This window comes from Martelella radicis (assembly GCF_014196625.1).
Lineage (GTDB): Bacteria > Pseudomonadota > Alphaproteobacteria > Rhizobiales > Rhizobiaceae > Martelella > Martelella radicis.
This window is the reverse complement of record NZ_JACIDZ010000003.1, coordinates 271,500-298,119: the sequence shown is the minus strand read 5'-3', so window position 1 is coordinate 298,119 and position 26,620 is coordinate 271,500. Positions and strand designations below refer to the sequence as shown.

Here is a 26,620-nt window from a genome sequence, read left to right as displayed (position 1 = left end):
CGTTGACCTGATGAATGCCCCTTGCCGAGGAACCCTTCATGACGGGATATGCAGGGATAATACTCGAAACCCACCCGGGGTGAGGCCAGTTGATGGCGGGGTCTCCAGACGCGTAAAAGCCGCCAAGCTTCTCCCGGCGGCCTTTCTTCGATCTCTTTTTCGAAAACTCAGGCCGAAAGCTTGGCCATGACCTCATCATCGACCTCGAAATTCGAATAGACGTTCTGCACGTCATCATCGTCTTCCAGGTTCTCGATCAGGCGCATCAGCGATGTTGCGCGCTCCTCGTCCACCGGGATGGTGTTCTGCGGCTTCCAGATGGCCTTAACGCTGTCGGCTTCGCCAAGCGTTTCCTGAAGCGCGGAAGAGACCTCGTTGATGTCCTCGAAGGCGCAGTAGATCGTGTGACCGTCCTCGTCGGACACGACGTCCTCCGCGCCGGCCTCGATCGCGGCTTCCATGATGGCGTCCGCGTCGCCGGCTTCGCTCTTGTAGACGATCTCGCCGACGTGATCGAAGGAGAAGGCGACCGAGCCGGTTTCGCCGAGCGCGCCGCCGGCCTTGGTGAAGATCGAGCGGACATTGGAGGCCGTGCGGTTGCGGTTATCCGAAAGCGCCTCGACGATGACAGCGACGCCGCCCGGACCATAGCCCTCATAGCGCACTTCGTCATAATTTTCCGCGTCGCCGCCGGCAGCCTTCTTGACCGCGCGTTCGATATTGTCCTTGGGCATGGACTGCGCCTTGGCGTTCTGGATCGCCAGACGCAAACGCGGGTTCATGTCCGGGTCCGGCGTGCCCATCTTGGCGGCGACGGTAATCTCGCGCGCCAGCTTGGAGAACATTTTCGAACGCACCGCATCCTGCCGGCCCTTGCGATGCATGATGTTTTTGAACTGTGAATGGCCCGCCATGAGCTCCGCCCTGTCTTTATCTTTTAAACGATAGAATGGGCGCCTTATAAGGGCGCAGGGCTTCTGGTTCAAGCCCAGGCGCGCTTGCGGGACAAAGAGAGGCGCGGTTGGGCAGAACCTACCACACGCCGTCCAGAAGGATGATCTTCGGCGGGCTCGACAACGTCCTGAGCGAGACCGTCAGCGAACGGCTGTCGGAGTAGACCACCTCGAAGCCATCGCCCATCATCTCGGCGAAACTCCTGACGCGCGGGCCGGTGCGGTGCATGGGCAGAACGATCGAGGAATAAAGCCGCTCGATGACGTTGCGCATGCTCTCGGCCCCCAGCGTCAACCCGCCGTCCACGGGCACCATGACCACATCAAGCCGGCCGATTTCCATGATATGGCTGTCGGTCAGTTCATGATGCAAATGGCCAAGGTGCCCGATGCACAGGCCCGCCACCTCGAAGATGAAGATGGAATTGCCGTCTTCCTCGAAACTGCCCCAGGCGCGGATATCGGTGGTGACATTGCGAATATAGGTATCGCCGACGACAAGGTCGTGGTCGGCCGCCTCGCCAGGCACGTCGCCCCAGCCGTGGAGCACCATGCCGATGCCGGGATCGGGGCTCAGCGTGAAATGGCTCTCATGCGCCTTGTTCATCGTCGCCACGTCCGGCGGCCCGCCTGGCAACAGAAAACCTGAATAGTCGGTCGCGATCCGCACACCTTGCGGCGTCTCGATCAGATATGTGGAATGGCCGATGAAGGTGATCGTCACCTCCGGCGCCTCATAGGCAACAGGCATGAAGCTTGCGAATTTCACATCCGGCAGGCGTTCGGCAATCGCCTGGCACTGGCTGACCGGCGGGCGCGATTGCGCGGCCGCGCTCGCTGCCGCGAGCATCAGGACTGCAGGAACGAGCATCGCAAGTTGACGAAGCATTGCCATTCCCCCTTGTTTTGAGGATGGCGACAGTGTGCGGGAGAACCAGAGAAAGGTCCACGTAAGCCCCGCGCAATGGTGTTCACACATTCGTGAAAGCCTCTGCGGCAGGGCGGTCGGCACAAAGGGCCGGCGCGTCTTGCTTTATCGCAAGCCCTCCCCCATCTCGATTGCCGAGGGCAAGACAATCGGAGATCGAGAAAACATGCGTGACAAGGTGCTGGCTTTGACGACGTCCCGTAACTGGGAAGCCTTTATTCTGACGGTCATCATCATCAACGCGATCACGCTGGGTTTCGAGACCTCCGATACGGTGATGCAGAGCTTCGCCGGGCCGGTGCTGCGCTTTTTCGACCGCCTCGTGCTGATTATCTTCGTCGTTGAAATCGCTCTGCGCCTTTATGCCCAGCGCCTGCGTTTCTTCCGCGATCCGTGGAGCCTGTTCGATTTCACCATCGTGGTCATCAGCCTCCTGCCCGCAAGCGGTCCCCTCCAGGTGCTGCGCGCGCTCAGGATCCTGCGTGCGCTGCGGCTACTGTCGATGATCCCGTCACTGAGGCGCGTGATCGGCGGGCTCGTGGCCGCCCTTCCCGGCATGGGCTCGATCATCGTGCTGATGGCGCTGGTCTTCTACATCTTCGCCGTGATCGCCACCAAGCTTTACGGCGAGGCCTTCCCCGAATGGTTCGGATCGCTCGGCGCCACGATCTATTCGCTGTTCCAGATCATGACGCTGGAAAGCTGGTCGATGGGCATCGTCCGCCCGGTCATGGACGTCTATCCCAATGCCTGGCTGTTCTTCGTGCCCTTCATCCTTTCGACCGCATTCACCGTGCTCAACCTCTTCATCGGCATCATCGTCTCGGCCATGCAGAAGGAGCACGAGCAGGAACTGCTCGAGGAAAACCGCCAGGCGCGGGAGCCGGAAATGCAGATGATCCTGTCGGAGCTGAAGGCATTGCGACAGGAGGTGGCGGCGCTGAGACAGACGCCGAAGACAAGGCAAAGCTGAACTGCCCGCATGGAACGCGCACCGCGAAACTCGATAGGTGGCTCAGTTTAACAAGGTCTTCCCCACTCTCCGCCGTCATGCTCGGGCCTGTCCCGAGCATCCAAGCACGCCTCTACTCGACAAGCGTCTCCGAAAAAACGTTTCAAATACAATCCAATGCGAAACGCCAACACCGCGCTGGCGGAACCGTGGTTAGATCCTCGCGTCAAGCCCGAGGATGACGTCCGCTAAAGAGGATAGGCTTGTCAGAACCTGCGCCGGCCTGACGGCCAGCGCTAGACCGTCGCGATGCCTAAATTCTTGCCGGTGAGCTTGGAAAGCTGCTGCATGCGGCCCTCGACGCGTTCGCCGATGAAATCGGCATATTGGACCGGCACCACCAGTTCGAGGTCGACGTCACTGTCCTTGCCGGGCAGGAAGTCGAGCGCGCCGACAATCCCCGGCATCGAGGCCGAGAACAGGTAGGCGACGCGCAACAGGCCGCCGAGCAGCTTGGCGCGTTCGATCAGTTCCGGCGTGGCGATGGAACCAAGACCATTGGTATGGTCGTCGTCGCGCAGGCCCTCGAAGCGGTAGTAGTTCGCAAGCGCGATGAAGGCGCGGCCGGGATGGGTGATGCCCGTCAGCGAGGAATGCGCGATCACGTTCAGCGATTGCGGTCCGCGAAAATCGGGATGGGCGCGCCAGCTGATATCGGCCAGAAGACAGGCGGCCTGCCGGTAGCGCGCCTCCTCAGGCGTTTCCTCCACGCCGAAGCGGCGCAGCATCAGACCGGTCCAGGCGGCAATCTCGGTTGCGTGCTTGGGCGAACGGGCGCGCAACAGCGCCAACTGCCGGGCCGCGACCAGAAGCGGGTCCTGCTGCTGGTCGTCAACGCTCAGCTGTGAATAGAGCAGGCCCTCGCGTACCCCTTGCGCGGAAAAACAGATCGATTTCGGCTCCATGATGCTCAGCACCTCGCGCATGGCGATGGCGCCGAAGGGCAAGAGCATGCGGCGGTTCTTGGAGACGGCCTGCCAGGCCGGGTCCTTCTGTTCCTCGTCCTCGCCGATCCGGTCGAGGAAGCTCATCATTTCCTCATAGCCGATCTCGTAGCCCTGCATCATGGTCAGCGGATAGCCGGTCATCTCCATGTGCAGGCGGGCGATGTTACGCCAGGTGCCGCCAACGGCGTAAAAGGTGCGGCCGCGTCCCTTTTCGAGGAAGCCCACCTTCTTCACCTGCTTCTTGGCAAAATTGCGCGCCTTGGTCAGCGAACCTTCGGAGAGTTCGGACAGACGGATGCCGCCGAGCGGCAGGGTGATGCCGTCGCCATAGGTCTTGTCCTTGATGTCGATGAGTTCGAGCGAACCGCCGCCAAGGTCGCCGGCAATGCCATCGGGCTGATAGAAGCCGCTGATGATGCCGTAGGCAGAATAAAGCGCCTCTTCGCGCCCCGTCAGCACGCGGATTTCCTGGCCGAGGATTTCTTCCGCGGCGGCGATGAAGGCCGGGCCGTTCTCGGCCTCGCGGGCCGCCGCCGTCGCCAGCACATGCATGGTGACGGAGCGGGCCTGAACGGCAAGGGCCTTGAAACGCTTGAGCGCGCGGAGCGCGCGCTCGACCCCTTCCTCGTTCATCTTGCCGGTTGCGGCGATGCCGCGCCCGAGGCCGCAGAGAACCTTCTCGTTGAAGAGCACCGTCGGCGCACGCGACAGGCCCTCATAGATGACGATGCGAACCGAGTTTGACCCGATATCGACCACGGAGACAGGGTTGATGCCCGGAAGGCGCCCCTGTGCTTCTGATTCGACCATAAATTACCGGCTTATTTATTGTGGCCGGACAACAGCCCGGCGATGAGCTTCGGCGCACTCGACTTCAGGGCTTCACCACGGCCGGAAAGGCTCGGATTGGTCATGAAGTACTCCTGCGCGTTGAACGGTTCCTCGCCCTCGCGCGGTTCCACACGGCGCGAGGTTCCGTCGGGCAGTATCTCGTAGCTCTGCTGGTTGTCAATGATATTGCCCAGCATGATCTGCGAAAGCACCTGCTCATGCACAGTCGGATTGGTCAGCGGCACGATGGTTTCCACGCGGCGGTCGAGATTGCGCGGCATCAGATCGGCCGAACCGACATAGACATGGGCGTTCTCCGACGGCAGGCCGTGGCCATTGCCGAAGCAGTAGATGCGGGAATGCTCGAGGAAGCGGCCGACGATCGACTTGACCCGGATATTCTCCGACAATCCCGGCACCTGCGGACGCAGGCAGCAGATGCCGCGCACCACGAGATCGATCTGCACACCCTCGCCGCTGGCGCGGTAGAGTGCATCGATGATCTTCGGGTCGACCAGCGAGTTCATCTTCATCCAGATTGCGCCCGGCAGACCGTTCCTGACGTGCTCGATCTCCTCCTCGATATGCTGGAGGATGCGCGGGCGCATGGTCTTCGGTGAAACGGCGAGCTTCATGTTCTGCTCGAGCTCGCCATAGCCGGTGATGAAGTTGAAGACCTCCGCCACGTCATGGGCAATCTTCGGATTACAGGTGAAGTAGGACAGGTCGGTATAGATCTTGGCGGTGATCGGGTGGTAGTTGCCGGTGCCCATATGGCAATAGGTTCTGAGATTGCCATCCTCGCGGCGCACCACCATGGAAAGCTTCGCGTGGGTCTTCAGCTCGATGAAGCCGAAGACGACCTGGACGCCGGCGCGCTCAAGGTCGCGCGCCCAGCGGATATTGGCCTCCTCGTCGAAGCGCGCCTTCAGCTCCACAAGTGCGGTCACCGACTTGCCGGCCTCGGCCGCATCGATCAGCGCGCGCACGATCGGGCTGTCGTTCGAGGTGCGGTAAAGCGTCTGCTTGATGGCGAGAACGTTCGGGTCGCGCGCCGCCTGGATCAGGAACTGGACGACGACATCGAAGGATTCGTAAGGGTGGTGAACGACGAAATCCTTCTCGCGGATGGCGGCGAAACTGTCGCCGACATGTTCGCGCACGCGCTCGGGGAAGCGCGGGTTGAAGGACTTGAACAGAAGGTCGGGACGCGGCGCCTTGGTTATCTCCGACAGCGTGTTGAGCGCCAGAAGACCCGGCAGAACGGCAACGCGATCTTCCGGAACGCCGAGCTCATGGATGACGAAATGGCGCAGCGATGCGGGCATTTCCGAGTCGGTCTCGATGCGGATCACCGAACCGCGACGGCGTTGCTTCAGCGCCGTCTCGAAATAGCGCACGAGGTCTTCCGCCTCTTCCTCGAGCTCGATATCGCTGTCGCGGATGACGCGGAAGGTGCCGTGACCCTGCACTTCGTAACCGGGATAAAGCCGGTGAATGAACATGCCGATCACATCTTCCAGCGTGATGTAGCGGATCGCGCCGTCAATATCCGGCATGCGCACGAAACGGTTCATCGACGGCGGCAGGCGCAAAAGCGCGTTCATCGGCTCGCGCCCGTGGCGGCTGACAAGCTGCAGACCCATGGAAAAGCCGAGATTGGGGATGAAGGGGAAGGGATGGGCCGGATCGATGGACAAGGGCGTCAGGACCGGGAAGATGCCCTGCTCGAATTCATTGGTCAGCCAGGCGCGATCCTCGTCCGTCAGCACGGTCGGCCTGATGATCATGACGCCTTCATTGACCATATATTGCTGCAGCACGGCAAGGGCCGCCTGCTGCTCCATCTGCAGGTTGTCGATTTCGCGCAGGATATCGGAAAGCTGCTCGGCCGGCGTCTTGCCGTCGGCAGAGAGCATGGTCACGCCCTGCCGCACCTGACCCTCGAGGCCCGCGACACGCACCATGAAGAATTCGTCGAGATTGGCCGCCGAAATCGACAGGAAGCGTACGCGCTCCAGCAGCGGATGGGCCGGATTGAGCGTTTCCTCCAGAACCCTTCGGTTGAACTGAAGCCAGGAAAACTCACGGTTGATGAACCGCTCCGGGCTCCGGCTCAGGTCCTCGGCACCGTTGAGATCGCTTGCACCATCCATATGCGACGACAGATTTTCCATGATTTCAGCTCTTCCCTCTCATAGGCCTGGACACGATTTGCGGCGCACCGCATCGGCGAGCCCGCTCTTCCTGCCGGACTATCCGAATTTGGCAACGAAACTGTGACAGGCGGCCAGAGTTGCGCAGTTTACAGGCGCTTGCAAGCACGCGCTCGTGTTTTTCGCGGGTGCAATGACGAGCCGTTTACACTGTTGCATTTTCGCGCCGAGCAAGAACCTCGGCGGCCAGTGCGCGCGTAATCCGCCGCCCGCGCGAAAGCGCGAGCCGGTCGATCTCATCGACGATCTGGCAGGCGCTGTCCAGCGAGCGCTCCATGCGCGAGACAAGGTAGGACACGACGCGATGATCCACCTCTAGTTGCCGGTCGGCGAACAGCTTGAAGATGACCTGCTCGAGAAGCTGATCGTCCGGCGCGCCGATTTCGACCACCGTCGCCGCCTGCAGCCGCGAGCGCAGATCGGCAAGCGTAACGGGCCAGAGGCCGGGCAGGTCACGCGCGGTGATCAGCAGGCTGCCGCCGTTCTGGCGCACCGTGTTGATCAGGTGGAAGAGCGCGGTCTCATCGAGTCCCGCGCGGTCGGCGTCCTCGAACAGGAAGGCGCCCTGACGATAGGGCACGGGCCGGCCGTTGCGCAGATTGTCGGTCACGTCCCGCGCCTGGCTCACGCCTTTCCAGATGGCCGCGAGGTGGCTCTTTCCGGAGCCCGGCGGGCCGACCAGCACGACCACCGGCGCGCGCCAGTCCGGCCAGCGATCGACGAGATCGACGGCGGGCGCGATCGAGGCGGAGACGAGAAGGTGCTCCCGGTCCGCGACGGGGTCATGGCCAAGGGCAAGCGGCAGCTGCACGGTTTCGGTCTTCCTGGCCACGGCTCAGCTTTCTTCTTCCTTCACCGGCGTCGGTTCGTCGCTATGGTGCTCGATCCCGTCCCAGTAGAGATCGCTCGTGAGATAGCGGTCGATGGCAAAGCGCACCAGAACGCCGACGGCGGCGGCAACCGGCACGGCGACGAGCAGGCCGACGAAGCCGAACAGCACGCTGAAGGCAAACAGGGCAAACATCAGCCAGACCGGATGAAGCCGCACGCTGCCGCCGACAAGCTTCGGCTGCAGGACATTGCCTTCGAGAAACTGGCCGAACAGATAGATACCGAAGACCAGCGCGATCATCCAGAAATCGGGCCAGAACTGAAACATCGCCACGCCCATGGACAGGACGAGGCCGGAGGTGGAACCAAGATAAGGGATGAAGCTGACGAAACCGGCAAACAGCCCGATCAACGCGCCGAAATTCAGTCCCGCCAGGCTGAGCGCCACGGCGTAATAGACGCCGAGGATCAGGCAGAGCGAGCCCTGCCCGCGCACGAAACCGGAGATCACAGCGTTGATCTCGCGCGCCAGATAGCGCACGTCGTCAACCTGGCCGCGCGGGATCCACTGGTCGACCTTGGCGATCATCCGGTCCCAGTCGAGCAGCAGGTAGAAGGCGATCACCGGCGCCAGCACCACGAAGGAGACGACGTTGACCACCGCCATCGACGAGCTCCAGATGCTGCCGAACAGCGTGCCGGCGATGGAGGCGCCGCTTGAGAGCATCTTCCCGACATTCTCGCTGAGATCGGTCAGCTGGCCATTCGCCCAGTCCACCAGCTTGCTCAACTGCGTCGTCTGCACATAGTGCTCCAGCGCCGCAATATATTTCGGGAACTGCTGGACCACATCGGAGGCCTGCACGACGAGTAGCGGGATGATGAGCAGAAGAACGGCGATCACGACGATCAGGAAGGTCAGCATAATCGTGGTTGTCGCCCACAGCCGGTTGAAACCAAGCTTTTCAAGTCGGTCGGCGATCGGATCGAGGAAATAGGCAAGCGCCATGCCGGCCACGAACGGCAGCAGAATGCTGCGGAACACATAAAGAAAGAGCGCCACGAAGGCTGCGAACAACAGCCAGAAAATCACTTGTCTTCTGAGGCCTGCGCCGCTGATGCGTCTCGTCATTCACCACACTCCGTCGCAGGCAATGCTCGCTTCCTGAGAAAGCGAACGCCGGTCCTGTTGATCAAACCTCGTCCGGCCGCCCCCTGTCTCGGACAATTCGGGGATAACCGGCGCGCTTTGTTTGTTGGGCATTGCGCCCGCAGCGTCAAGGCCGAAGAATAGGGGGAAACAATCCCCTCCCCGATATCCACTGACGCAAATCGCCCGGAGAAGCTTGCTTTCGGGCTTCAACAACTGGCTTTATTGTCGATATCCCAAAGGGCGCCCGGCCTTGCCGCTTGCATCGGGCAACGACCCGTGCAATGCCCTCGTTTCGAATTGGCATGAGGACTGGCCCCATGAGCGACCCCCGTAAGACGAGCGAAACCCGCAAGAACGGACTGACCTATTCCGATGCCGGCGTCGATATCGATGCAGGCAATCTTCTGGTCGAGAAGATCAAACCTGCCGTTAAATCGACGCGCCGGCCCGGAGCCGACAGCGAGATCGGCGGCTTCGGCGGGTTGTTCGACCTGAAGGCCGCCGGTTTTTCCGATCCGGTCCTGGTTGCCGCCAATGACGGCGTCGGCACCAAGCTGAAGATCGCCATCGAGGCGGGCAAGCATGATACGGTCGGCATCGATCTGGTCGCCATGTGCGTCAACGATCTGGTGGTCCAGGGCGCGGAGCCACTGTTCTTCCTCGATTACTTTGCCACCGGCGCGCTCGACCCGGAAGAGGGCGCGACCATCGTCGAGGGGATCGCCGAGGGCTGCCGCCAGGCCGGCTGCGCGCTGATCGGCGGCGAGACGGCGGAAATGCCGGGCATGTATGCCAAGGGCGACTATGACCTCGCGGGTTTCGCCGTGGGCGCGGCCGAACGCGGCGCGCTTCTGCCGGCGGCAAATCTGGAGGAGGGCGATGTGATCTTCGGCCTTGCCTCCTCCGGCGTGCATTCCAACGGTTTTTCGCTGGTTCGCCGCGTTGCCGAGATGAACGGGCTCGGCTGGCAGGCTCCCGCCCCCTTCGCCCCGGGCAAGACGCTCGGCGAGGCTCTGCTTGAGCCGACCCGCATCTATGTGAAGCCGCTTCTTGCCGCCATCCGCGAGACTGGTGCGGTGAAGGCGCTGGCCCATATCACCGGCGGCGGCTTCCCGGAAAATATACCGCGCGTCCTGCCGAAGACCTTGTCGGCCGAGATCGACCTCGAGGCGATTACCGTGCCGTCCGTCTTCTCCTGGCTGGCGCGCGCCGGCGGCGTCGCGCCTGCGGAAATGATGCGCACCTTCAACTGCGGCGTCGGCATGATCGGCGTGTGCAAGCCGGAAGACCTTGACGCAGTGCTCGAAGTTCTGGCGCGCGAGGGCGAGACGGCCTTCGCGCTCGGCCGCATCATTGCCCGCGGCGAAGACATGGCCGGCACGGTCTACAAGGGCATGATCAACCTATGACGAAGAAGCGCGTCGCCGTTTTCATCTCCGGAAGCGGCTCGAACATGGTGCGGCTCGCCGAGGCGGCGCAAGCGGATGACTATCCGGCCGAAATCGTCGCCGTGATCTCCGACAAGCCCGATGCGAAAGGGCTGGACAAGGCCCGCGCGCTCGGCATTCCGGCCTATGCGCTTGCCCGCAAGGATTATGACGGCAAGGCCGCGCATGAGCGGGCCATGCTGGATCTGCTCGCAGACATAGAGCCGGATTTCATCTGCCTTGCCGGTTTCATGCGGTTGCTCTCCGCCGATTTCATTCGCGCCTATGAAGGGCGGATCATCAATATCCACCCCTCGCTGCTGCCGCTTTTTCCGGGCCTCAATACCCACCAGCGCGCCATCGACGCCGGCATGCGGCTTGCAGGCTGCACGGTTCATTTCGTCACCGAAGGCATGGATGAGGGTCCGATCATCGGACAGGCCGCCGTGCCGATTCTGCCCGGCGATGATGCGGAAAGCCTCGCCGCGCGCATCCTGACTGTCGAGCACCGGCTCTATCCGACCGCGCTCAGCCGATTGGCGGCAGGAGATGTGCTGATGGAAGCCGGCGAAGCCGTGTTTTCCGGTGATGCCGGTTTTGGCCGAGACCAGACGATCGTTGCGGGCTAGCAGGCCCTCTCATAGCCCCTGAATGAACGGATTGGTGCGCCGCTCCTCGCCGATGCGCCCGCCCGGCCCGTGGCCGCAGATGAAGCCGACATCGTCACCGAGCGGCAGAAGCTTGGTGCGGATCGAATTCAGCAATGTCTGGTGATCGCCGCCCGGCAGGTCGGTGCGGCCGATCGAACCGTGAAACAGCACATCGCCGACATGGGCGAATTTCTGGCGGCGGTTGAAGAAGATCACATGGCCCGGCGAATGGCCGGGCGTATGGAACACCTCGAATTCATGCTCGCCGAAGCTTAGCGTCTCGCCCTCCGTAAGGAACCGGTCGGGATAGGCGTTGCGGACCATGCCGGTCATGCCGAAGCGCTCCGCGCTCTGTTCGATCGTCTCTAGGATCGGCTTGTCGTCTTCGTGCGGGCCGATGATTTCGAGCCCGAGCTGCTCCTTCATCTCCATCGCGCCGCCAGCGTGGTCGAGATGGCCGTGCGTCAGCCAGATCGCCTGCAGCTTGATGCCGTTTTCCTCGATCGTCTGGATGATGACTTCGGCGTCCCCGCCCGGATCGACCAGGACACCTTCCCGACTTTCCAGGTCGAACATCACGGTGCAGTTCTGCTGCAAGGGTGTGACGGGAATGATCCCGGCCTGAAGCTGTGCCATGGTGTGAAAATGTCTCCCGTTTTTCCGATCCGCCGCTGCGGCTTCCATTTCGTGGTGAACCGCACTAAACCTAATGCAACACCTATGTCAGACTTGATTTGATTGCAAAACCCCCAAGCCTGACGGGACATGCGAAACGGCGAAAGGATGCAAGGCTTTCGTGCCCAAGAGTGAAGCGATGAGAAGCGACAATCTGGCCGATCCGGTCCGCGATGACGGTCAGGCGGAATTCGAGATCGTCGAGCTGCTGTTTTTTGCCTACCGCGATTTCATTTCCGATCCGGATGCAATCCTGCAAGACATCGGCTTTGGCCGCGCCCACCACCGCGTGGTCCATTTCGTCGGCAGCCGCCCCGGCATGAGCGTCGCCGACTTGCTCGATACGCTGGGCATTACCAAGCAGAGCCTCGCTCGGGTGCTCAAGCAACTGATCGACGCGGGCTATGTGCGCCAGACCACCGGACCCGAAGATCGCCGCCAGCGTCGCCTGTTTCTTTCGCAAAAGGGAGAGGACCTGCGCCAGCAGCTTCTTGCCCCACAGTTGGAACGCATTGCGAAGGCTTTCAGCGGCCTCGGGGAGAGCGAGCGGGCGGCCGTGAAAGACTTCCTGTCGCGGATGTGCAATGACGACCCGACCGCGTTTTGCGGCGCCCTGCTCTCAGCCAATGACGGAAAAGAGCCATGACCAGGGAAATCGCAGACGACGCGCCTCACCTTCTGATCGTCGACGACGACACCCGCATCCGTACGCTTCTGAAGCGCTATCTCGGCGAACAGGGCTACCGGGTCTCGACCGCCGGCGACGCTGGCGAAGCGCGCCGCAAGCTCGAGGGCCTCGATTTCGACCTTCTTGTTCTGGACGTGATGATGCCCGGCGAAGACGGCGTGTCGCTGACCCGAGATCTGAGCCAGCTTCGGCCGATCCCGGTCCTGCTTCTGACCGCCAAGGCCGAGGCCGACGCCCGGATCGAAGGGTTGGAGGCCGGCGCGGACGACTATCTCGCCAAGCCGTTCGAGCCGCGCGAACTTCTGCTCAGAATCAGCAACATCCTGCGCCGGTCCCAGGGGCCGAAGACGCCGGCGATCGAGCAGATCATGTTCGGTCCCTACACGTTTTCGCTTGCCCGCCGCGAGTTGAAGATGGGCGCAACGCCGATCCGCCTCACCGAGCGGGAACAGGACATCATGTCGATGCTGGCGGAAAAGGCGGGCGAGACCGTTGCGCGCTACGACCTCGTCAGTTCCGATGCCGAGATCAACGAACGAACGATCGACGTGCAGATCAACCGGCTGAGGCGCAAGATCGAGAGCGATCCGGCCAATCCGCGCTACCTGCAGACGGTGCGCGGCATCGGCTATCGGCTGAACCGGGACTAGCTGGCCTTGAGACACCTCGGACAAAGTCTGACGGATATTTGCGAGACTGTCGCCGACGGTCTGCGCAGGGCCTTTCGCACCGTTGTCAGGCTTCCCGGTCTGCGTCACCTTTACTACGCCTACAAGACGGTGGCCCGATGGACGCATCACCGGCTGCCGCGCGGCCTGTTCGCCCGCTCGCTGTTGATCATCATCATTCCGATGCTGCTGCTGCAGGCCGTCGTCGCCACGGTCTTCATGGAGCGTCACTGGCAGATGGTCACCCATCGCCTCGCCGATGCGGTGACCGGCGATATCGCCGCCATCATCGACCTTATCGAAACGACCGATACCGATTATCAGGACGAGATCATCTCGATTGCAGCCCGCGATATGGGCCTCCGGGTTGCGATCGAGCCTGGCGGCAAGCTGCCCCCGCCCCTGCCCAAGCCTTTCTTCGGGCTTCTGGACCAGGTCTTGGCCGAGCTGATTTCGGCCAAGATCGGCCGCCCCTTCTGGATCGATACGCTTGGCGACTCGCGCTTCGTCGAGATCCGCATCAAGCTCGATGATGGCATTTTGCGGATCTTCGCCCGCCGCTCGATGACCTATGCGTCGAACACGCATATCTTCATCCTGTGGATGGTCGGCACTTCGCTGGTGCTGATCGGCATTGCCACGCTTTTCCTGCGCGGGCAGATCCGCCCGATCCTCAGACTGACACAGGCAGCCGAGGATTTCGGCAAGGGCAACCGCTCGTCGCGCCCCTTCACCCCGCGCGGGGCGATCGAAATCCGCCGCGCCGGTCTCGCCTTCATCCTGATGCGCGAACGCATCGAGCGCCAGATCGAGCAGCGCACCACCATGCTGAATGGCGTCAGCCACGATCTGCGCACCATTCTGACGCGGTTCAAGCTGCAACTCGCCCTGATCGGCGACAGTCCCGAGGTCGAAGCGCTCAATCAGGATATCGAAGAGATGCAGAAGATGCTGGAGGGCTATATCGATTTTGCCCGCGGCGACGCCGAGGAGATCACCGGAACGGCAAGCCTTTCGGCACTGTTCAGGCGCCAGCAGGAGGATTTCGAGCTTTCCGGCAAATCACTGCATTATGTCATCGTCGGCGATGATGCGGTGACGGTGCGGCCCAATGCCTTCGCACGGCTCGTCGCCAACCTGGCTTCAAACGCCAAGCGCCACGCAAACCGGCTCGAAATCACCGCCGAGCACGGCGATAAATGGCTGACGATCTCCTTTGACGATGACGGGCCGGGCATTGCTCCGGACATGCGCGAGGAAGTGTTCAAGCCGTTCCTGAGGCTCGACAATGCCCGCAACCTCGATTCTTCCGGTACAGGTCTTGGCCTTGCCATTGCCCGCGACATCGCGCGCGGACATGGCGGCAATGTGGTGTTGTCGGAAAGCCCGCTTGGCGGGCTCAGGGCAACCATCCACATTCCATGCTGACTTGTTCAGTGAAGCTTCGCGCCGTTTTCGACCGGCTTGTCGATTGACGCAAGAATGACATCGCCATTTTCGTCGGCCATGCCGAGCGTCAGCACTTCCGAGCGGAAGGGGCCGATCTGGCGCGGCGGGAAGTTGACAACCGCCATCACCTGCCGACCGACAAGGGTTTCGGGGGTATAATGCACGGTGATCTGAGCAGAGGACTTTTTCACGCCGATATCAGGGCCGAAATCGATCTTCAGCTTGTAGGCCGGCTTGCGGGCCTGCGGAAAGGTCTCCGCCTCGATGATGGTGCCGGCGCGGATGTCGACCTTCAGGAAATCGTCAAAGGTGATCTCGTCCGTCATTCAGCCCGCCAGTTCGCGCGATCGTTTGCAGGCGGCCTCAAGCGCCCGGTCGAAGACCGGCTGAAGACCGTCCTCGGCCATCAGGTGCTCAAGCGCTGCCGCCGTCGTGCCGCCGGGCGACGTGACATTCTTGCGCAGCGTTCCGGCATCATCCTTCGAGCCGTCCATCAGCGCGCCCGCGCCGATCACCGTGCCGCGCGCAAGCCGCATGGCAAGATCCTCGTCAAGCCCGAGCTTGCGACCGGCTTCCGCCATGCATTCCACCAGATAGAAGGCATAGGCCGGCCCGCTGCCGGAGATCGCGGTGACGGCGTCGATGTCGGCTTCCTTCTCGACCCATTCGACCTGGCCGACAGCCGAAAGAAGCATATCCGCCTCTTCGCGCGCCGGTTCGCTGACAAGGCCGTTGGCGAAGGCGCCGATGACGCCGCGGCCAACCATGGAAGGCGTGTTGGGAATCGTGCGGATCATCGCCAGCTTGCCGAGCCGCTCCTCGAAATAGGAAAGCGTCTTTCCGGCGGCGACGGAGATGACCAGCGTGTCCTCGTCAATCACCGGCGCCAGCGTGTCGAGCACGGCATACATGACCTGCGGCTTGACGGCGAGAACCAGTATTTTGGCCTTGATATTGTCCGGGGGCGCCACATGATGGCGGATACCGCTGCGGTCCAGAAGGCTCTTGATGCTGTTGGAAGGGTTTGGATCGATCACGGTGATCGCCTCGCGGCGAACCCCGCCTGCGACCCAGCCCGAAAGCATCGCGCCGCCCATATTGCCGGCTCCCACGAGAACCAGCCCCTCGATTTCGCTGAGGTCTGCCATATCAGGCCTCTCCAACCGTTTCGAACAACACTGCCTTCATCGCGTCTTCCGCCGACATGCCGGACCAGACGACGAACTGAAAGGCCTGAAAATAGTTCTCGCACGCATCGAGCCCGTTGGAAAGCGTGCCCTCGACCTGCTGATTAGTCGGCTCTGCGCCGCCTGCCAGAAGCAGCGAGTGACGGAAAACCACTACATTCTCGTGAGGCCAAAAGTCGAAATGCCCCATCAGGACCTGGGAATTGACGCGCGACAGCAGGCGCACAAGCTCGGTCGTCCGGTGGTCAGGCACGCGCAGGTCGAAGGCACAGGCAAGGTGCAGCGCCTCGTGCTGGCTCATCCACGAGAAGGAGACGTGATAGTCAGCCCAACGGCCGCCGACCGTCATCGCGATCTCGTCCTCGCCGGAACGCTCGAAACTCCAGTCATTCGTGGAAGCCACGAACTCGATCATGTCGACCGGATTGTTCAGACGTTCAATTTCCAAAAGACCAAGACCCATAAACCACCTTTTCCGTTCACCCGTCGCCGGCTCCGGCCAATCGCCTGACCAGCCTCCCCGCGACGCACGTGCCGGGCTCCATTTCGAATCATCTATTAAAATCAGTGTATAACGCGCATTCTCCAACACCAGCCCCCCGCAAGCTGCTTTCCCGTCATCTGTCATTTTCGCGTTAGCAAAATGATTCAGGGCCAAGACCTAAATGATTCAGTGAATTGCCTTTTTTAACCATGTCCACAGGCAGGATTTTTTTTGGGGGAAGTCTTGGAAAGACTGCCGGCACAACGGTTCCGGACCCTTTTGCGCCGGGCCCGGGTGACAGCGCGGCCTCGATCAACAAAAAAGCAGGCCTCGATGAGACCTGCTCTTGATGTTTCTCTGGGGGGCCGGCGATGCGGACGGGTGGGTTATTCCCCGGCCTTCTCGCCCAGCTTCGCCTCAAGCGCGTCGATGCGGGCGCGCAACTCGTCGTTTTCATCGCGAGCCTTGATCGCCATGTCGCGCACGGCATCGAATTCCTCGCGCTGAACGACGTCCATGCTGTTCAGCCAGCGCTCGACCTGCGCTTTCACGGCCGTTTCGAGGTCCTTGCCGGCGCTTTGAACCGAGCCCGCGGCATCGGTCATCAGCTTGGCGAGATCATCGAGGATACGCGTGGTGCCGGATGTCATGTCGGTTTCTCCTTGGAAATGCCGGGACGCACTTTTCTGGGTGCCTGCCCTTCAGGTAATGGGCCCGCCTTGAAGGCGCAAGCCCGCTCGTAACGAATGTGCATGCACCCGAACCCGCGGCAGCTTGACCGGACCGCATTATGCCGCCATCTTCCCGCCGACCATAGAGGAATTCACGCCTTGCTTCCAGACAATATCAAGCTTGCCGCCATACCCTTTCCCGCCATCGATCCGGTCGCGGTCAAACTGGGTCCCTTGCAAGTCCACTGGTACGGGCTCGCCTATGTCGCGGGTATTCTACTCGGCTGGCTCTATGCCCGTTGGCTGTTGAGGAGGGAAGCGCTCTGGCCGGGCGGCAAGCAGCCGATGACGCTGACGCGGCTCGACGACTTCATCACCTGGTCGGTGCTCGGCATCATCATCGGCGGCAGGCTCGGCTATGCCCTGTTCTATGCTCCCGGATTTTTCCTTTCCCATCCGCTGACGATCGTCAAGGTCTGGGACGGCGGCATGTCGTTCCATGGCGGACTGATCGGGATGATCACGGTGATGATCCTCTTCTCCCGCAAGCACGGCATCAGGACCTGGTCGCTGCTCGACCTGATCGCCACGGTCACGCCGGTGGGCCTGTTCTTCGGGCGGATCGCCAATTTCATCAATGCCGAACTCTGGGGAAGGGCAAGCGACGTGCCCTGGGCCGTGGTCTTTCCCGGCGCCGGCCCGCTTCCGCGCCATCCGAGCCAGCTCTATGAGGCCGGGCTGGAAGGCCTTGTGACGCTTGTCATCCTGCTTGTCGCGACCCAGGTCTTCCGCACGCTGAAACGCCCGGGCCTGACGGCCAGCCTTTTCATCTGCTTTTACGCCTTGTCGCGCATCTTTGTCGAATTCTTCCGCGAGCCGGATCCGCAGCTCGGCTATCTCTTCGGCGGCTGGCTGACCATGGGCATGGTGCTGTCGACGCCGATGCTGCTCATCGGGCTCTGGGGCATCTGGTATTCCGGCCGCATGGCAAGGCGCAACGGCACGGAAAGGCCGTCGTGACCACCCCGCTTGGCGAAAAGATCCGGGCGATGATCGAGACCGGCGGACCAATGCCGGTCAGCACCTATTTCAACCTGTGCCTGGCCGATCCCGAACATGGTTACTACATCACCCGCGACCCGCTGGGCCGCGCCGGCGACTTCACCACGGCGCCGGAAATTTCCCAGCTTTTCGGCGAGCTCATCGGCATCTTCCTGGTGCAGGCCTGGCAACGCCACGGCGCGCCGGAGAAAACGGTGCTGATCGAGGGCGGACCGGGGCGCGGAACAATGATGGCGGACATCCTGAATGTCGTCTCCAAGGTTGCGCCGGACTTCTATTCGGGGCTTTCCGTCGTCCTCATGGAGACGAGCCCTGCCCTGCGCGCCCATCAGGCCGAGACGCTCGAGCGGCACCGCGACAAGACCGGCTGGGTCGACGACCTTGCCGAGGCGCCGGAAGGCTTCACCCTGTTCGTCGCCAATGAGCTTTTCGATGCCATCGCCACGCGCCAGTTCGTCAAGGCGAAATCAGGTCTGTTCGAGCGCGTGGCCACGCTCGACGATGACGGCGCGCTTTGCTTCGGCATCTCCCCGGCGAAGCTCGATCCGGGCTCGCTTCCCGCAGGCTGGCAGGCCCAACCCGATGGTGCTATCTTCGAGACCGCGCCGGCGCGCGAAGCGCTGATGGCGCGGCTCGCCGATCGGTTGAAGGTAACCGGCGGCAGCGCGCTGATCATCGATTACGGCCACCTCGAAAGCGGTTTCGGCGACACGCTGCAGGCAATCCGCAACCACGCCTTCGACCCGCCGCTTGCCCATCCGGGCGAGGCGGACCTGACGAGCCATGTGGATTTCGCCGCCCTTGCCGCAGTCGCCCTTCAGGAAGGGCTTCATGTCCACAAGATGATGATGCAGGGCGCGTTTCTGGCCGGGCTCGGGCTCGGGCCGCGCGCCTCCGCCCTCGGCCGTGGCAAGGATCTCGCCACCCAGCAGCAGATCGTCGCAGCCGCCCGCCGGCTCGCTGGCGAAGGGGAGAGCGAAATGGGCAACCTTTTCAAGGTATTGTGCGTTTCTCACCAGGCCTTGCCGCTCATTCCCTTTGACGGCGAGGATTGACAAATACGCTTCGCGCGCACCACCATCCGCCAAAACGCGAGACAGGATAACCCCATGCCCCAGCCCGGCCAGAGAGCCGAGATCGACGCCGCCCTTGCCCCGGTCCAAAGCCCGCTGCTTTCCGCGCGGCTTGCCGGAACGGGATTGCGTCACGGTTTCTTCGCGCGCCGGGGCGGCGTATCCTCCGGCATTTACGAGAGCCTCAATTGCGGTGCAGGCTCCGACGACCGGGCCGAAGACGTTGCGGAAAACCGCGCGCGCGTCTCCGGCTGGTTCGGCCAAGACGCCACCCGTCTCGTCAATCTCCATCAGTGCCATTCGGCCGAGGCGATTGCCGTGGAGGCTCCGTTTTCCGGCGAACGGCCGCGCGCCGACGCGCTGGTGACGAGAACGCCGGGCCTCGTCCTCGGCGTGCTGACCGCCGATTGCGGCCCGGTTCTGTTTGCAGACCCCGCGACCGGCGTCATCGCTGCCGCCCATGCGGGCTGGCGCGGCGCGCTCGGCGGCGTTCTCGAGGCAACCCTTGCGGTGATGATGAAGCTTGGCGCACGCCGCGAGACGATCAGCGCATGCCTTGGTCCGTGCATCGGAAGGCGCGCCTATGAAGTCGGACCGGAATTCGTCGCCCGCTTCACCGAGGAAGACAAAGCTTTTTCCCGCTTCTTTTCGCCTTCCGGAAAGGAAGGCCACGCCCTGTTCGATCTCGCCGGCTTCATTGGCCTCCGGCTTGACCGTGCCGGTATCGCGCACGACATCATGGGCCAATGCACCTATGAGAAAGAGCAGGACTTCTTTTCCTATCGCCGATCAACGCATCGCGGCGAGCCGGATTACGGCCGCCAGATCTCGGCGATCTCGATAGCGGCTTCATGAGCCCGAAACGTCAATCGCGTGCCCAGCACGCCCGGGGAGACAGATATGGCGCTGATCTTTGACAACGAGGAATATGCCGACAGGCTGACACGGCTGAAGAGCGCGATGGCCGCCAAGAAGCTCGATGCCGTTCTTCTGTTCGCGCAGGAGAGCATGTACTGGCTGACGGGGTACGACACGTTCGGTTTCGTCTTCTTCCAGTGCCTGGCGGTGACGGCCGACGGCAAGATGACGCTACTGACCCGCTCGGCCGATGTTCGCCAGGCGCGCCAGACATCCAATATCTCCGACATCCGCATCTGGGTCGATCGCGGCCAGACGGATCCGAGCCGCGACCTGAAGGAGATGCTGGCCGATCTCGATCTGCTCGGCTGCCGCATCGGCGTCGAATACGATACCCACGGCATGACCGGGCGCTCCGCCCATTTGCTTGACCAGCAACTGTCAAGCTTCTGCCAGCTTGAAGATGCCTCCTACCTCGTCTCCAATCTGCGGCTGATCAAGAGCCCGGCCGAGATCACCTTCATCGAGAAGGCCGCAACGCTGTGCGACGATGCCTTTGACGCGGCCCTGCCGCTGGTCAAGCCCGGCGCCGACGAAGCCGAAATCCTTGCCGCCATGCAGGGCGCGGTGCTTGCCGGCGGCGGCGACTATCCGGCCAACAATTTCGTCATCGGCTCGGGCGAGAGCGCCCTCCTCTGCCGCGCCAAATCGGGCCGGCGCAAGCTCTCGGAGAACGACCAGCTGACGCTCGAATGGGCGGGCGTATCGGGACAGTATCACGTCGCGGCAATGCGCACGCTGGTGATCGGCGAGCCAAGCGACCGCCACCACGCGCTGTTCGGCGCGGCAAAAGCGACGCTCGAGGCAATCGAGCAATTGCTGAGGCCGGGCCACAGTTTCGGCGATGTCTTCGACAAGCACGCGGAGATCATGGATGCCCGCGGCCTGTCGCGCCATCGGCTGAATGCCTGCGGTTATTCGCTGGGCGCGCGGTTCGCGCCGTCCTGGATGGAGCACCAGATGTTCCATGCCGGAAACCCCAACCCGATCCTGCCGTCCATGTCGCTGTTCGTGCACATCATCATCATGGATTCAGACAGCGGAACGGCAATGACGCTCGGCCGGACCTACCTGACCGGCGAGGGCGACCCCAGGCCGCTTTCCAGACTCAGCCTCGACCTTTACACAAAATAAAGCATGATCGCCGCGAGCGTTTGACAAGACCGCGCCCTCTCCCGAAAATCACAAGCATTTTCAACGGAAAGGGCGTGGTCAGATGATGCGGATGGCAAGCATTTTCATTGCTGCGGGCTTGCTTGCCGCCTGTTCCGCCAGCGACGTGATGACGGTTTCGTCAACGCCGCCCGCTCCTGTCAACGCGCCAGCCTATCAGACCACGCAGGCCCCGCCGCCGGTCGCCGCCGCGCCGCAGGGAAACGTCGCCCGCCAGAACCTCGCCGCCCCGGCAGCGCCATCCTACGGCGGCCAGACGACAGCGTCCGCCGCCGCCACCACGCTTGACGCCACGCCCGGACGAGGCCGCGCGCCCTCCACCTTCGGCCAGCAGGCAGAACAGCTTGGCCAGACGCCGACGGCCGCCGCTCAACCCCCAACCACGGCAACTCCCCGACAGGCCGCAGCACCGCCGGCAAAGACAGCCGCCGCGCAGCCGTCAGCCGCGCAACAGCTCCCGGCGCAACAGGCCGCAACCACTCAGCAGATCGCCGCAGCACCGCCTGCAAACCAGCCGCAGGCAGCCGCCGCCTACCAGTCGGTGCGCTTCCTGCCGATCATCGGCGCGCCGTCCGACAAGCTCGAGCCGCTCTCAGCACGGCTCGGCGACAGCGTACGCGCGGCCGGTCTCACCATCGTGCCGATGGGGCAGACGACAGCCGATCTCGCCCTCAAGGGCTATTTTTCCGTCGTGGACGATGATGGGCGCGTCTCCGTCGTCTATGTCTGGGACGTGATCGGGGAGGATGGCCTGCGCCTCCACCGCATCCAGGGCAGCGAACCCTCCCCCGACAGCGATTTTTCCGGCAGCGACCCGTGGGATGGCGTGTCGCCCGAGATGATGGCGAGCGTCGGCCAGAAGACGGTCGGCTCGCTGCTTGCCTGGCTCGACAGCCAGGGTTGAGACGCTCCCCTTCCCGGTTCCCGGCGGAGGACAAAACGGGAAAGTCGGTTGAAACCGTCACAAGAGCGTAACAACCGCCTTGCAATCACCGGCAAGCCGGTTAAAAAGCGGGCAGGAAGACGCAACGGGCGGTATGACATGAAGGTTTTCGCGGGCAATTCCAATCGACAGCTTGCCGAAGCGATCTGCAACTATCTCAATGTTCCGATGGGCAAAGCGAGCGTCAGACGGTTCGCCGATCAGGAAATCTTCGTGGAAATCCAGGAAAATGTGCGCGGCGAGGACGTTTTCGTCGTCCAGTCGACGTCTTTTCCGACCAATGACCACCTGATGGAACTGCTGATCATGATCGATGCGTTCCGGCGCTCCTCGGCGCGGCGCATCACGGCGGTCCTTCCCTATTTCGGCTATGCCAGGCAAGACCGCAAGCCCGGCCCGCGCACCCCGATCTCGGCCAAGCTCGTCGCCAACCTGATCACCCAGGCCGGCGCCAACCGCGTGATGACGCTTGATCTTCATGCCGGCCAGATCCAGGGCTTCTTCGATATCCCGACAGACAATCTCTACGCTCTGCCGATCCTTGCCCGCGACATCAAGGCGCGGCGCAACCTCGAAAACGTCATGGTGGTTTCGCCCGATGTCGGCGGCGTGGTGCGCGCCCGCGCGCTCGCCAAGCGGCTCGACTGTCTTCTCGCCATCGTCGACAAGCGGCGCGAGCGTCCGGGCGAATCCGAGGTGATGAACATCATCGGCGAGGTCGAGGGCAAGGAATGCATCCTGATCGACGATATCGTCGATTCCGGCGGCACCCTCTGTAACGCCGCCGAAGCGCTGTTGAACAACGGCGCGCTCTCGGTGACCGCCTACATCACCCACGGCGTTCTCTCCGGCTCCGCTGCCCAGCGCATCAGCTCTTCGAAGCTTGAGGAACTGGTGATTACCGACTCGATCCAGCCGCGCGGGGAAATGGTAGCCGCCAGCAATATCCGCGTGATCTCCACGGCGGCGCTGATCGGCGAGGCAATCAACAGAACGAGCCACGAATCCTCCGTCTCGAGCCTGTTTGACTGAGATTTCGGTCGATCGCGAAGCCGGGTTCCGCCTCCCCGGTGGGCTGTCCACTGCGTTTGCGCCAGCCAGCGAAGAGCGCTAGATGAAGACGTGCCCGAAGACCAAAATGCCGATGAAGACTGCCAAGGACATGAAGCCCTGGCCCCAACGCACGGCCCTGCAGCTCAACACTTTAATATCCAGGGCCACGTCATTGGCCGCTCCGCTGTCGCGAGCCGCCTGCGCAAGGCTCGCGAGCAAGGTTTGCGCCGCGCCGAGAGCCATATTGTTGTTGATGCAGAAAATCGCATAGGCGCCGGCAACCGCCGCCACGCGCGCCGTGCTAAAACCGTCGCCGCTGCTGTAGGAAATCACATAGCCCGCCACGGCCAGGCTCACGGCCGAGAAATACGCCCACAGCTTGTCGGCGGCATTGTTCTGCGCCTGAAAGGCATCCAGCGCATCTTTGACACTGAGTGTCATGAAACTTCCCTCGCCCCTTCCTCCAGACGGCGTTTTCGCCGAGAAGCATGAACCGGGACGCGTTGCGCCGCCCGATGAGCCCGCACCGCCGCCTTCGGCTAATGCGCAGCCATTTCGCTGTCCGGTTCGCCGAAGACGCCATCGTCATTGACAATATCCTCGATCTCGTCGCGCGGTTTGGGCTTGCCGAAATAATAGCCCTGGGCCCGCGGACAGCCTTCCCGTCTCAGGAATTCGAGTTGCTCCTCGGTTTCCACGCCTTCGGCCAGCACACGCAATCCAAGGCTCTTGCCGATGATCACGGTCGAACGGACAATCGCCGCCGACAGCGTATCCTGCGGCAGTCCGGAGACGAAGGACCGGTCGATCTTGATCTTGTTGAAGGGAAACTGCTGCAAGGTTGCAAGCGACGAATAGCCTGTTCCGAAATCATCCATGGCGATCTTGACGCCGAGCGCCTTCAGCCGCGTGAAGGTTTCGTGTGCCCTGTGGACGTTTTCGACAATACCGCTTTCGGTAAACTCAAGTTCCAGACGATCGGCGGGGAGCCCGGTCTGCCTGAGAATATCCGCCACCTTTTCGGGAAAATGCAGATCGGCGAGCTGCTGGGCGGCAACGTTGACGCCGACCTGATAGGGCTGCTTCCAGCCGACCGCATCCGCGCAGGCCTCGCGCAGCACCCATTCGCCGAGCGTTGAAATGAAACCGGTCTTTTCGGCAAGCGGGATGAAATCATCCGGTGGGATGAGCCCGTGATCCCTGTGGAACCACCGCAGCAGGACTTCAAAGCCGAAGATCGTCCGGTCTTCGGTCAGATGCTGCTGCTGATAGAAAAGGCGGAACTCCCCATCTTCCAGCGCGCGCCGCATGTCCAGCGCCAGCGCATTCATCTGCCGCTCGCCGTGGTCCAGCTCGTTGTCATAGAAGGCAAGTTCACCGGCCTTGCCGCGCTTGGCGCGCAGCAGGGCGGCATCGACCCGGGCCACCAGTTCATCAGCTATGCGCCCATCCGCCGGCGAAAGCGCACAACCGGCATGCACGACGATTTCTATTCCGTTCCCGTTCCAGTCGATCGGACGGGAAATTTCATGCATCACCCGACGACAGACCTTCAGGACGTCCTGACGATACCTGTAGCCACGCAGGAGCACGGCGAACTCGTCATTGCCGGCGCGCGCGATGAAGGCATCGCCGGGCAAGACGCCGATCAGGCTCTGGGCGATCGTTCCCAGAATATGATCTCCTGCGGCGTTCCCGTGCACGACGTTGATTTCCTTGAAACCCTTGATGTCGAGAAAACCAACGGCGAAGGGTAACTCGCCCCGTGTCTCGTCGAGGGTCCTCTGCAGTTCCTCGATCAGCGCCCGCCGGTTCGGCAGCCCGGTAAGCGCGTCATGCGCGCTGGCGCGGTGAAGCTGGGAAGAGACGATTTCCCTGTTCTTCGCGTCCAGCATCAAAAGTCCGAGGCCAAGCACCATCACCATGCCCGCAGCCTGGGCGGCAAAGAAAGTCATCGTCTGTGGCTGCAGGCCCGTTCCCGGCATCTGGATCGTGCCGTCGGGAACCACCGTGAGACCAGCAAGGCTGACCATGTGAACGGCAAAGATGGCGAGCACGACCAGAGCCGATGCAAGCGCCTTGTTGAAACGTCGGTGTATCCGGTTGGCAGCCGAACTGGAGGCCAGACCGACAACTGCGCCGAGAATGAGCGACGCAGCAACATAGTCCGAAGACCAGACGAACTGAGCCGGCACATTGTAACCGGCCATGCCGATGAAATGCATCAGCCCGATGCCGAGACCGAAGACCAGACCGCCGGCTTCCACAAGGAGCGTCTTGCCGCCGCTGCAGACAATGAGCATGCCAAACGTGGTGGCGGCGATCGCCGCGCCGAGCGAGAGGAAGGTCATGAACGGGTCGAAGGAATGCGGCAGACTGAGGTTGTAGCCCAGCATCGCGATGAAATGCGTGCACCAGATGGTCATGCCGCCGACAATGCCGGCCAGTATCAGCCACAGCCAGGAATGTACCAGTGGCAGGAGCCGGACGCGCCCGACAAGGCTGACTGCCAGATAACATCCCACGAAGGCGACGAACAGCGCTGCCGCAATCGACCGGTGCGTGTGGTCCACCGTAAGGCATGAAATGAGCGCGTCCAAACAGTCCCTCCGGGCCACGAAGCCCTGATAAAAAAGCTCTATTGCGAATATTAGTAGCGCGTTGGATCAGGCCGGAACAGTAAAAAACGCCGGTCGTAACACGCCTGTGACGTCAAAGCGGACCACTGCGCGCTCCGCTCTTGCCTTTTGCAGGCGCCTCCTATATAGCCACCCCGTTCGCGCAGACACCCTTGGAGGCAGCGCGAATGAGGGCTTGTCCCTCCGTTTTGGCGGCAGAATGGCTGCCGACATAACGCTCCATATAACCTGAAAGGAAATGCCATGAGCGACAAAAGCTCTCTGCTCACGGCCGAAGCGCGCGAACGGGTCGGTAAGGGGTCCTCCCGCGAACTGCGCCGCAACGGTCTGGTGCCTGCCGTCATCTACGGCGACAAGAAAGCCCCGGTTTCGATCGCGGTCTCCCGCAAGGAAGTGACCAAGCGCATCTTCGACGGCGGCTTCATGACCACGACCTTCACGATCGAGGTTGGCAAGGATAAGTACATGGTCCTGCCGAAGGACTACCAGCTCGATCCGGTCCGCGACTTCGTCATGCATGTCGACTTCCTGCGGGTCTCCGAGAAGAGCATCGTCACGGTTGCCGTTCCGGTCCACTTCATCAATGAAGAAACCTGCCCCGGCATCAAGAAGGGTGGCGTGCTCAACATCGTCCGCCACGAAGTCGAGTTCCACTGCCCGGCAAACGCCATTCCCGACAGCATCACGGTTGACCTTGCACCCGTCAATGTCGGCGAATCGATCCACATATCGGCAGTGAACCTTCCGGCGAACGTGACTCCGGTCATCACCGACCGCGACTTCACCATCGCCACGATCGCCGCTCCGGCGGGCCTGAAGTCCGAGCAGGACGAGGCCGAGGAAGCGGAAGTCGCAGAGGACGAAGGCGAAGCTTCGGAAGAATAAGACGCTGCGGCGTAAAGGCAGCATGCATCAAGCCGCGGGAGAGCCCGCGGCTTTTTCGTTTTCTTTCCGGCGCGATCTGTGATTGCATTTCCACTCCCACGGCG

General features: G+C 62.2%; 26 protein-coding genes. 13 read left to right on the top strand and 13 right to left on the bottom strand.

All coding sequences use genetic code 11. From position 1 onward, the window contains the following. Nucleotides 1-167 precede the first annotated feature (167 nt). Complete coding sequence (locus GGR30_RS07065) at nucleotides 168-914, bottom strand: YebC/PmpR family DNA-binding transcriptional regulator (RefSeq protein WP_183483957.1); 747 nt, start codon at nucleotides 912-914, stop codon at nucleotides 168-170. A gap of 118 nt (nucleotides 915-1,032) precedes the next feature. Continuing rightward, a complete protein-coding gene (locus tag GGR30_RS07060; protein WP_183483955.1) occupies nucleotides 1,033-1,848 on the bottom strand; it encodes an MBL fold metallo-hydrolase in 816 nt (271 codons plus the stop codon). Nucleotides 1,849-2,047: 199 nt separating this feature from the next. Here GGR30_RS07060 and GGR30_RS07055 point away from each other — a divergent pair, with 199 nt between their 5' ends. Continuing rightward, nucleotides 2,048-2,854, top strand: a complete 807-nt coding sequence (locus tag GGR30_RS07055) for an ion transporter (protein ID WP_183483952.1) — start codon at nucleotides 2,048-2,050, stop codon at nucleotides 2,852-2,854. Nucleotides 2,855-3,129: 275 nt separating this feature from the next. On the opposite strand, the gene ppx is transcribed toward GGR30_RS07055, so the two are convergent. From ppx to GGR30_RS07035, 4 genes are all read right to left on the bottom strand, one after another. Continuing rightward, nucleotides 3,130-4,650 carry an exopolyphosphatase gene (gene ppx, locus GGR30_RS07050; RefSeq protein ID WP_183483950.1) on the bottom strand — a complete coding sequence of 507 codons (1,521 nt, stop codon included), beginning with the start codon at nucleotides 4,648-4,650 and terminating at the stop codon, nucleotides 3,130-3,132. A gap of 11 nt (nucleotides 4,651-4,661) precedes the next feature. Continuing rightward, the gene (locus GGR30_RS07045; protein ID WP_183483948.1) at nucleotides 4,662-6,848 is read right to left on the bottom strand and encodes an RNA degradosome polyphosphate kinase; all 2,187 of its coding nucleotides are present in this window, start codon (nucleotides 6,846-6,848) and stop codon (nucleotides 4,662-4,664) included. Between the two features lie 184 nt (nucleotides 6,849-7,032). Further along, a complete protein-coding gene (gene hdaA / locus GGR30_RS07040) occupies nucleotides 7,033-7,719 on the bottom strand; it encodes a DnaA regulatory inactivator HdaA (RefSeq protein WP_183483946.1) in 687 nt (228 codons plus the stop codon). Nucleotides 7,720-7,722: 3 nt separating this feature from the next. Continuing rightward, complete coding sequence (locus tag GGR30_RS07035) at nucleotides 7,723-8,850, bottom strand: AI-2E family transporter (protein WP_183483944.1); 1,128 nt, start codon at nucleotides 8,848-8,850, stop codon at nucleotides 7,723-7,725. Nucleotides 8,851-9,188: 338 nt separating this feature from the next. Here GGR30_RS07035 and purM point away from each other — a divergent pair, with 338 nt between their 5' ends. Further along, on the top strand, nucleotides 9,189-10,280 hold the full coding sequence (purM, locus tag GGR30_RS07030; protein WP_183483941.1) for a phosphoribosylformylglycinamidine cyclo-ligase: 1,092 nt from the start codon (nucleotides 9,189-9,191) through the stop codon (nucleotides 10,278-10,280). After that, complete coding sequence (purN, locus tag GGR30_RS07025; RefSeq protein WP_183483939.1) at nucleotides 10,277-10,927, top strand: phosphoribosylglycinamide formyltransferase; 651 nt, start codon at nucleotides 10,277-10,279, stop codon at nucleotides 10,925-10,927. The genes purM and purN overlap by 4 nt, the downstream gene beginning before the upstream one ends. A gap of 9 nt (nucleotides 10,928-10,936) precedes the next feature. On the opposite strand, the gene GGR30_RS07020 is transcribed toward purN, so the two are convergent. Further along, the gene (locus tag GGR30_RS07020; protein ID WP_183483936.1) at nucleotides 10,937-11,584 is read right to left on the bottom strand and encodes an MBL fold metallo-hydrolase; all 648 of its coding nucleotides are present in this window, start codon (nucleotides 11,582-11,584) and stop codon (nucleotides 10,937-10,939) included. 178 nt (nucleotides 11,585-11,762) lie between these two features. Here GGR30_RS07020 and GGR30_RS07015 point away from each other — a divergent pair, with 178 nt between their 5' ends. From GGR30_RS07015 to GGR30_RS07005, 3 genes are all read left to right on the top strand, one after another. Further along, nucleotides 11,763-12,269, top strand: a complete 507-nt coding sequence (locus GGR30_RS07015) for a MarR family winged helix-turn-helix transcriptional regulator (RefSeq protein ID WP_183483934.1) — start codon at nucleotides 11,763-11,765, stop codon at nucleotides 12,267-12,269. Beyond that, entirely contained in the window at nucleotides 12,266-12,961 is a 696-nt protein-coding gene (locus GGR30_RS07010) for a response regulator (protein WP_183483931.1), read from the top strand. Before GGR30_RS07015 ends, GGR30_RS07010 begins: the two co-directional genes overlap by 4 nt. Nucleotides 12,962-13,060: 99 nt before the next feature. Continuing rightward, nucleotides 13,061-14,407: an ATP-binding protein gene (locus GGR30_RS07005; RefSeq protein WP_183484109.1), complete on the top strand. Its 1,347-nt coding sequence runs from the start codon at nucleotides 13,061-13,063 to the stop codon at nucleotides 14,405-14,407. A 5-nt stretch (nucleotides 14,408-14,412) separates the two neighbouring features. On the opposite strand, the gene GGR30_RS07000 is transcribed toward GGR30_RS07005, so the two are convergent. From GGR30_RS07000 to GGR30_RS06985, 4 genes are all read right to left on the bottom strand, one after another. Then, nucleotides 14,413-14,754 carry a tRNA-binding protein gene (locus GGR30_RS07000; RefSeq protein ID WP_183483929.1) on the bottom strand — a complete coding sequence of 114 codons (342 nt, stop codon included), beginning with the start codon at nucleotides 14,752-14,754 and terminating at the stop codon, nucleotides 14,413-14,415. Beyond that, a complete protein-coding gene (gene proC / locus GGR30_RS06995; protein WP_183483926.1) occupies nucleotides 14,755-15,576 on the bottom strand; it encodes a pyrroline-5-carboxylate reductase in 822 nt (273 codons plus the stop codon). A 1-nt stretch (nucleotide 15,577) separates the two neighbouring features. Beyond that, nucleotides 15,578-16,078: a type III secretion system chaperone family protein gene (locus GGR30_RS06990; RefSeq protein ID WP_183483924.1), complete on the bottom strand. Its 501-nt coding sequence runs from the start codon at nucleotides 16,076-16,078 to the stop codon at nucleotides 15,578-15,580. Between the two features lie 407 nt (nucleotides 16,079-16,485). Continuing rightward, a complete protein-coding gene (locus tag GGR30_RS06985) occupies nucleotides 16,486-16,749 on the bottom strand; it encodes an accessory factor UbiK family protein (protein WP_183483922.1) in 264 nt (87 codons plus the stop codon). Between the two features lie 180 nt (nucleotides 16,750-16,929). Here GGR30_RS06985 and lgt point away from each other — a divergent pair, with 180 nt between their 5' ends. The 6 genes from lgt to GGR30_RS06955 all read left to right on the top strand — a co-directional run bounded on the left by lgt (nucleotide 16,930) and on the right by GGR30_RS06955 (nucleotide 22,971). Continuing rightward, on the top strand, nucleotides 16,930-17,790 hold the full coding sequence (lgt, locus tag GGR30_RS06980) for a prolipoprotein diacylglyceryl transferase (protein ID WP_246413634.1): 861 nt from the start codon (nucleotides 16,930-16,932) through the stop codon (nucleotides 17,788-17,790). Continuing rightward, nucleotides 17,787-18,887, top strand: a complete 1,101-nt coding sequence (locus tag GGR30_RS06975; protein WP_183483917.1) for an SAM-dependent methyltransferase — start codon at nucleotides 17,787-17,789, stop codon at nucleotides 18,885-18,887. The genes lgt and GGR30_RS06975 overlap by 4 nt, the downstream gene beginning before the upstream one ends. A gap of 54 nt (nucleotides 18,888-18,941) precedes the next feature. Next, nucleotides 18,942-19,760 (top strand): peptidoglycan editing factor PgeF, encoded by an 819-nt coding sequence (gene pgeF / locus GGR30_RS06970; RefSeq protein WP_183483915.1) that lies wholly within the window; start codon nucleotides 18,942-18,944, stop codon nucleotides 19,758-19,760. 45 nt (nucleotides 19,761-19,805) lie between these two features. Continuing rightward, on the top strand, nucleotides 19,806-20,957 hold the full coding sequence (locus GGR30_RS06965) for a M24 family metallopeptidase (RefSeq protein WP_183483913.1): 1,152 nt from the start codon (nucleotides 19,806-19,808) through the stop codon (nucleotides 20,955-20,957). 91 nt (nucleotides 20,958-21,048) lie between these two features. Next, entirely contained in the window at nucleotides 21,049-21,900 is an 852-nt protein-coding gene (locus tag GGR30_RS06960; RefSeq protein ID WP_183483911.1) for a hypothetical protein, read from the top strand. A 138-nt stretch (nucleotides 21,901-22,038) separates the two neighbouring features. Continuing rightward, the gene (locus tag GGR30_RS06955) at nucleotides 22,039-22,971 is read left to right on the top strand and encodes a ribose-phosphate pyrophosphokinase (RefSeq protein WP_183483909.1); all 933 of its coding nucleotides are present in this window, start codon (nucleotides 22,039-22,041) and stop codon (nucleotides 22,969-22,971) included. A gap of 78 nt (nucleotides 22,972-23,049) precedes the next feature. Here the strand turns inward: GGR30_RS06955 and GGR30_RS06950 are convergent, their stop codons facing one another. Both GGR30_RS06950 and GGR30_RS06945 read right to left on the bottom strand, forming a co-directional pair. Further along, nucleotides 23,050-23,433: a hypothetical protein gene (locus GGR30_RS06950; RefSeq protein ID WP_183483907.1), complete on the bottom strand. Its 384-nt coding sequence runs from the start codon at nucleotides 23,431-23,433 to the stop codon at nucleotides 23,050-23,052. A gap of 98 nt (nucleotides 23,434-23,531) precedes the next feature. After that, nucleotides 23,532-25,592, bottom strand: coding sequence for a putative bifunctional diguanylate cyclase/phosphodiesterase (locus GGR30_RS06945; protein WP_183483904.1), 2,061 nt, complete (start codon nucleotides 25,590-25,592; stop codon nucleotides 23,532-23,534). A 282-nt stretch (nucleotides 25,593-25,874) separates the two neighbouring features. Between GGR30_RS06945 and GGR30_RS06940 the strand changes: the two genes are divergently transcribed. Further along, nucleotides 25,875-26,516 carry a 50S ribosomal protein L25/general stress protein Ctc gene (locus GGR30_RS06940; protein ID WP_183483902.1) on the top strand — a complete coding sequence of 214 codons (642 nt, stop codon included), beginning with the start codon at nucleotides 25,875-25,877 and terminating at the stop codon, nucleotides 26,514-26,516. The last annotated feature ends 104 nt before the right edge of the window (nucleotides 26,517-26,620 follow it).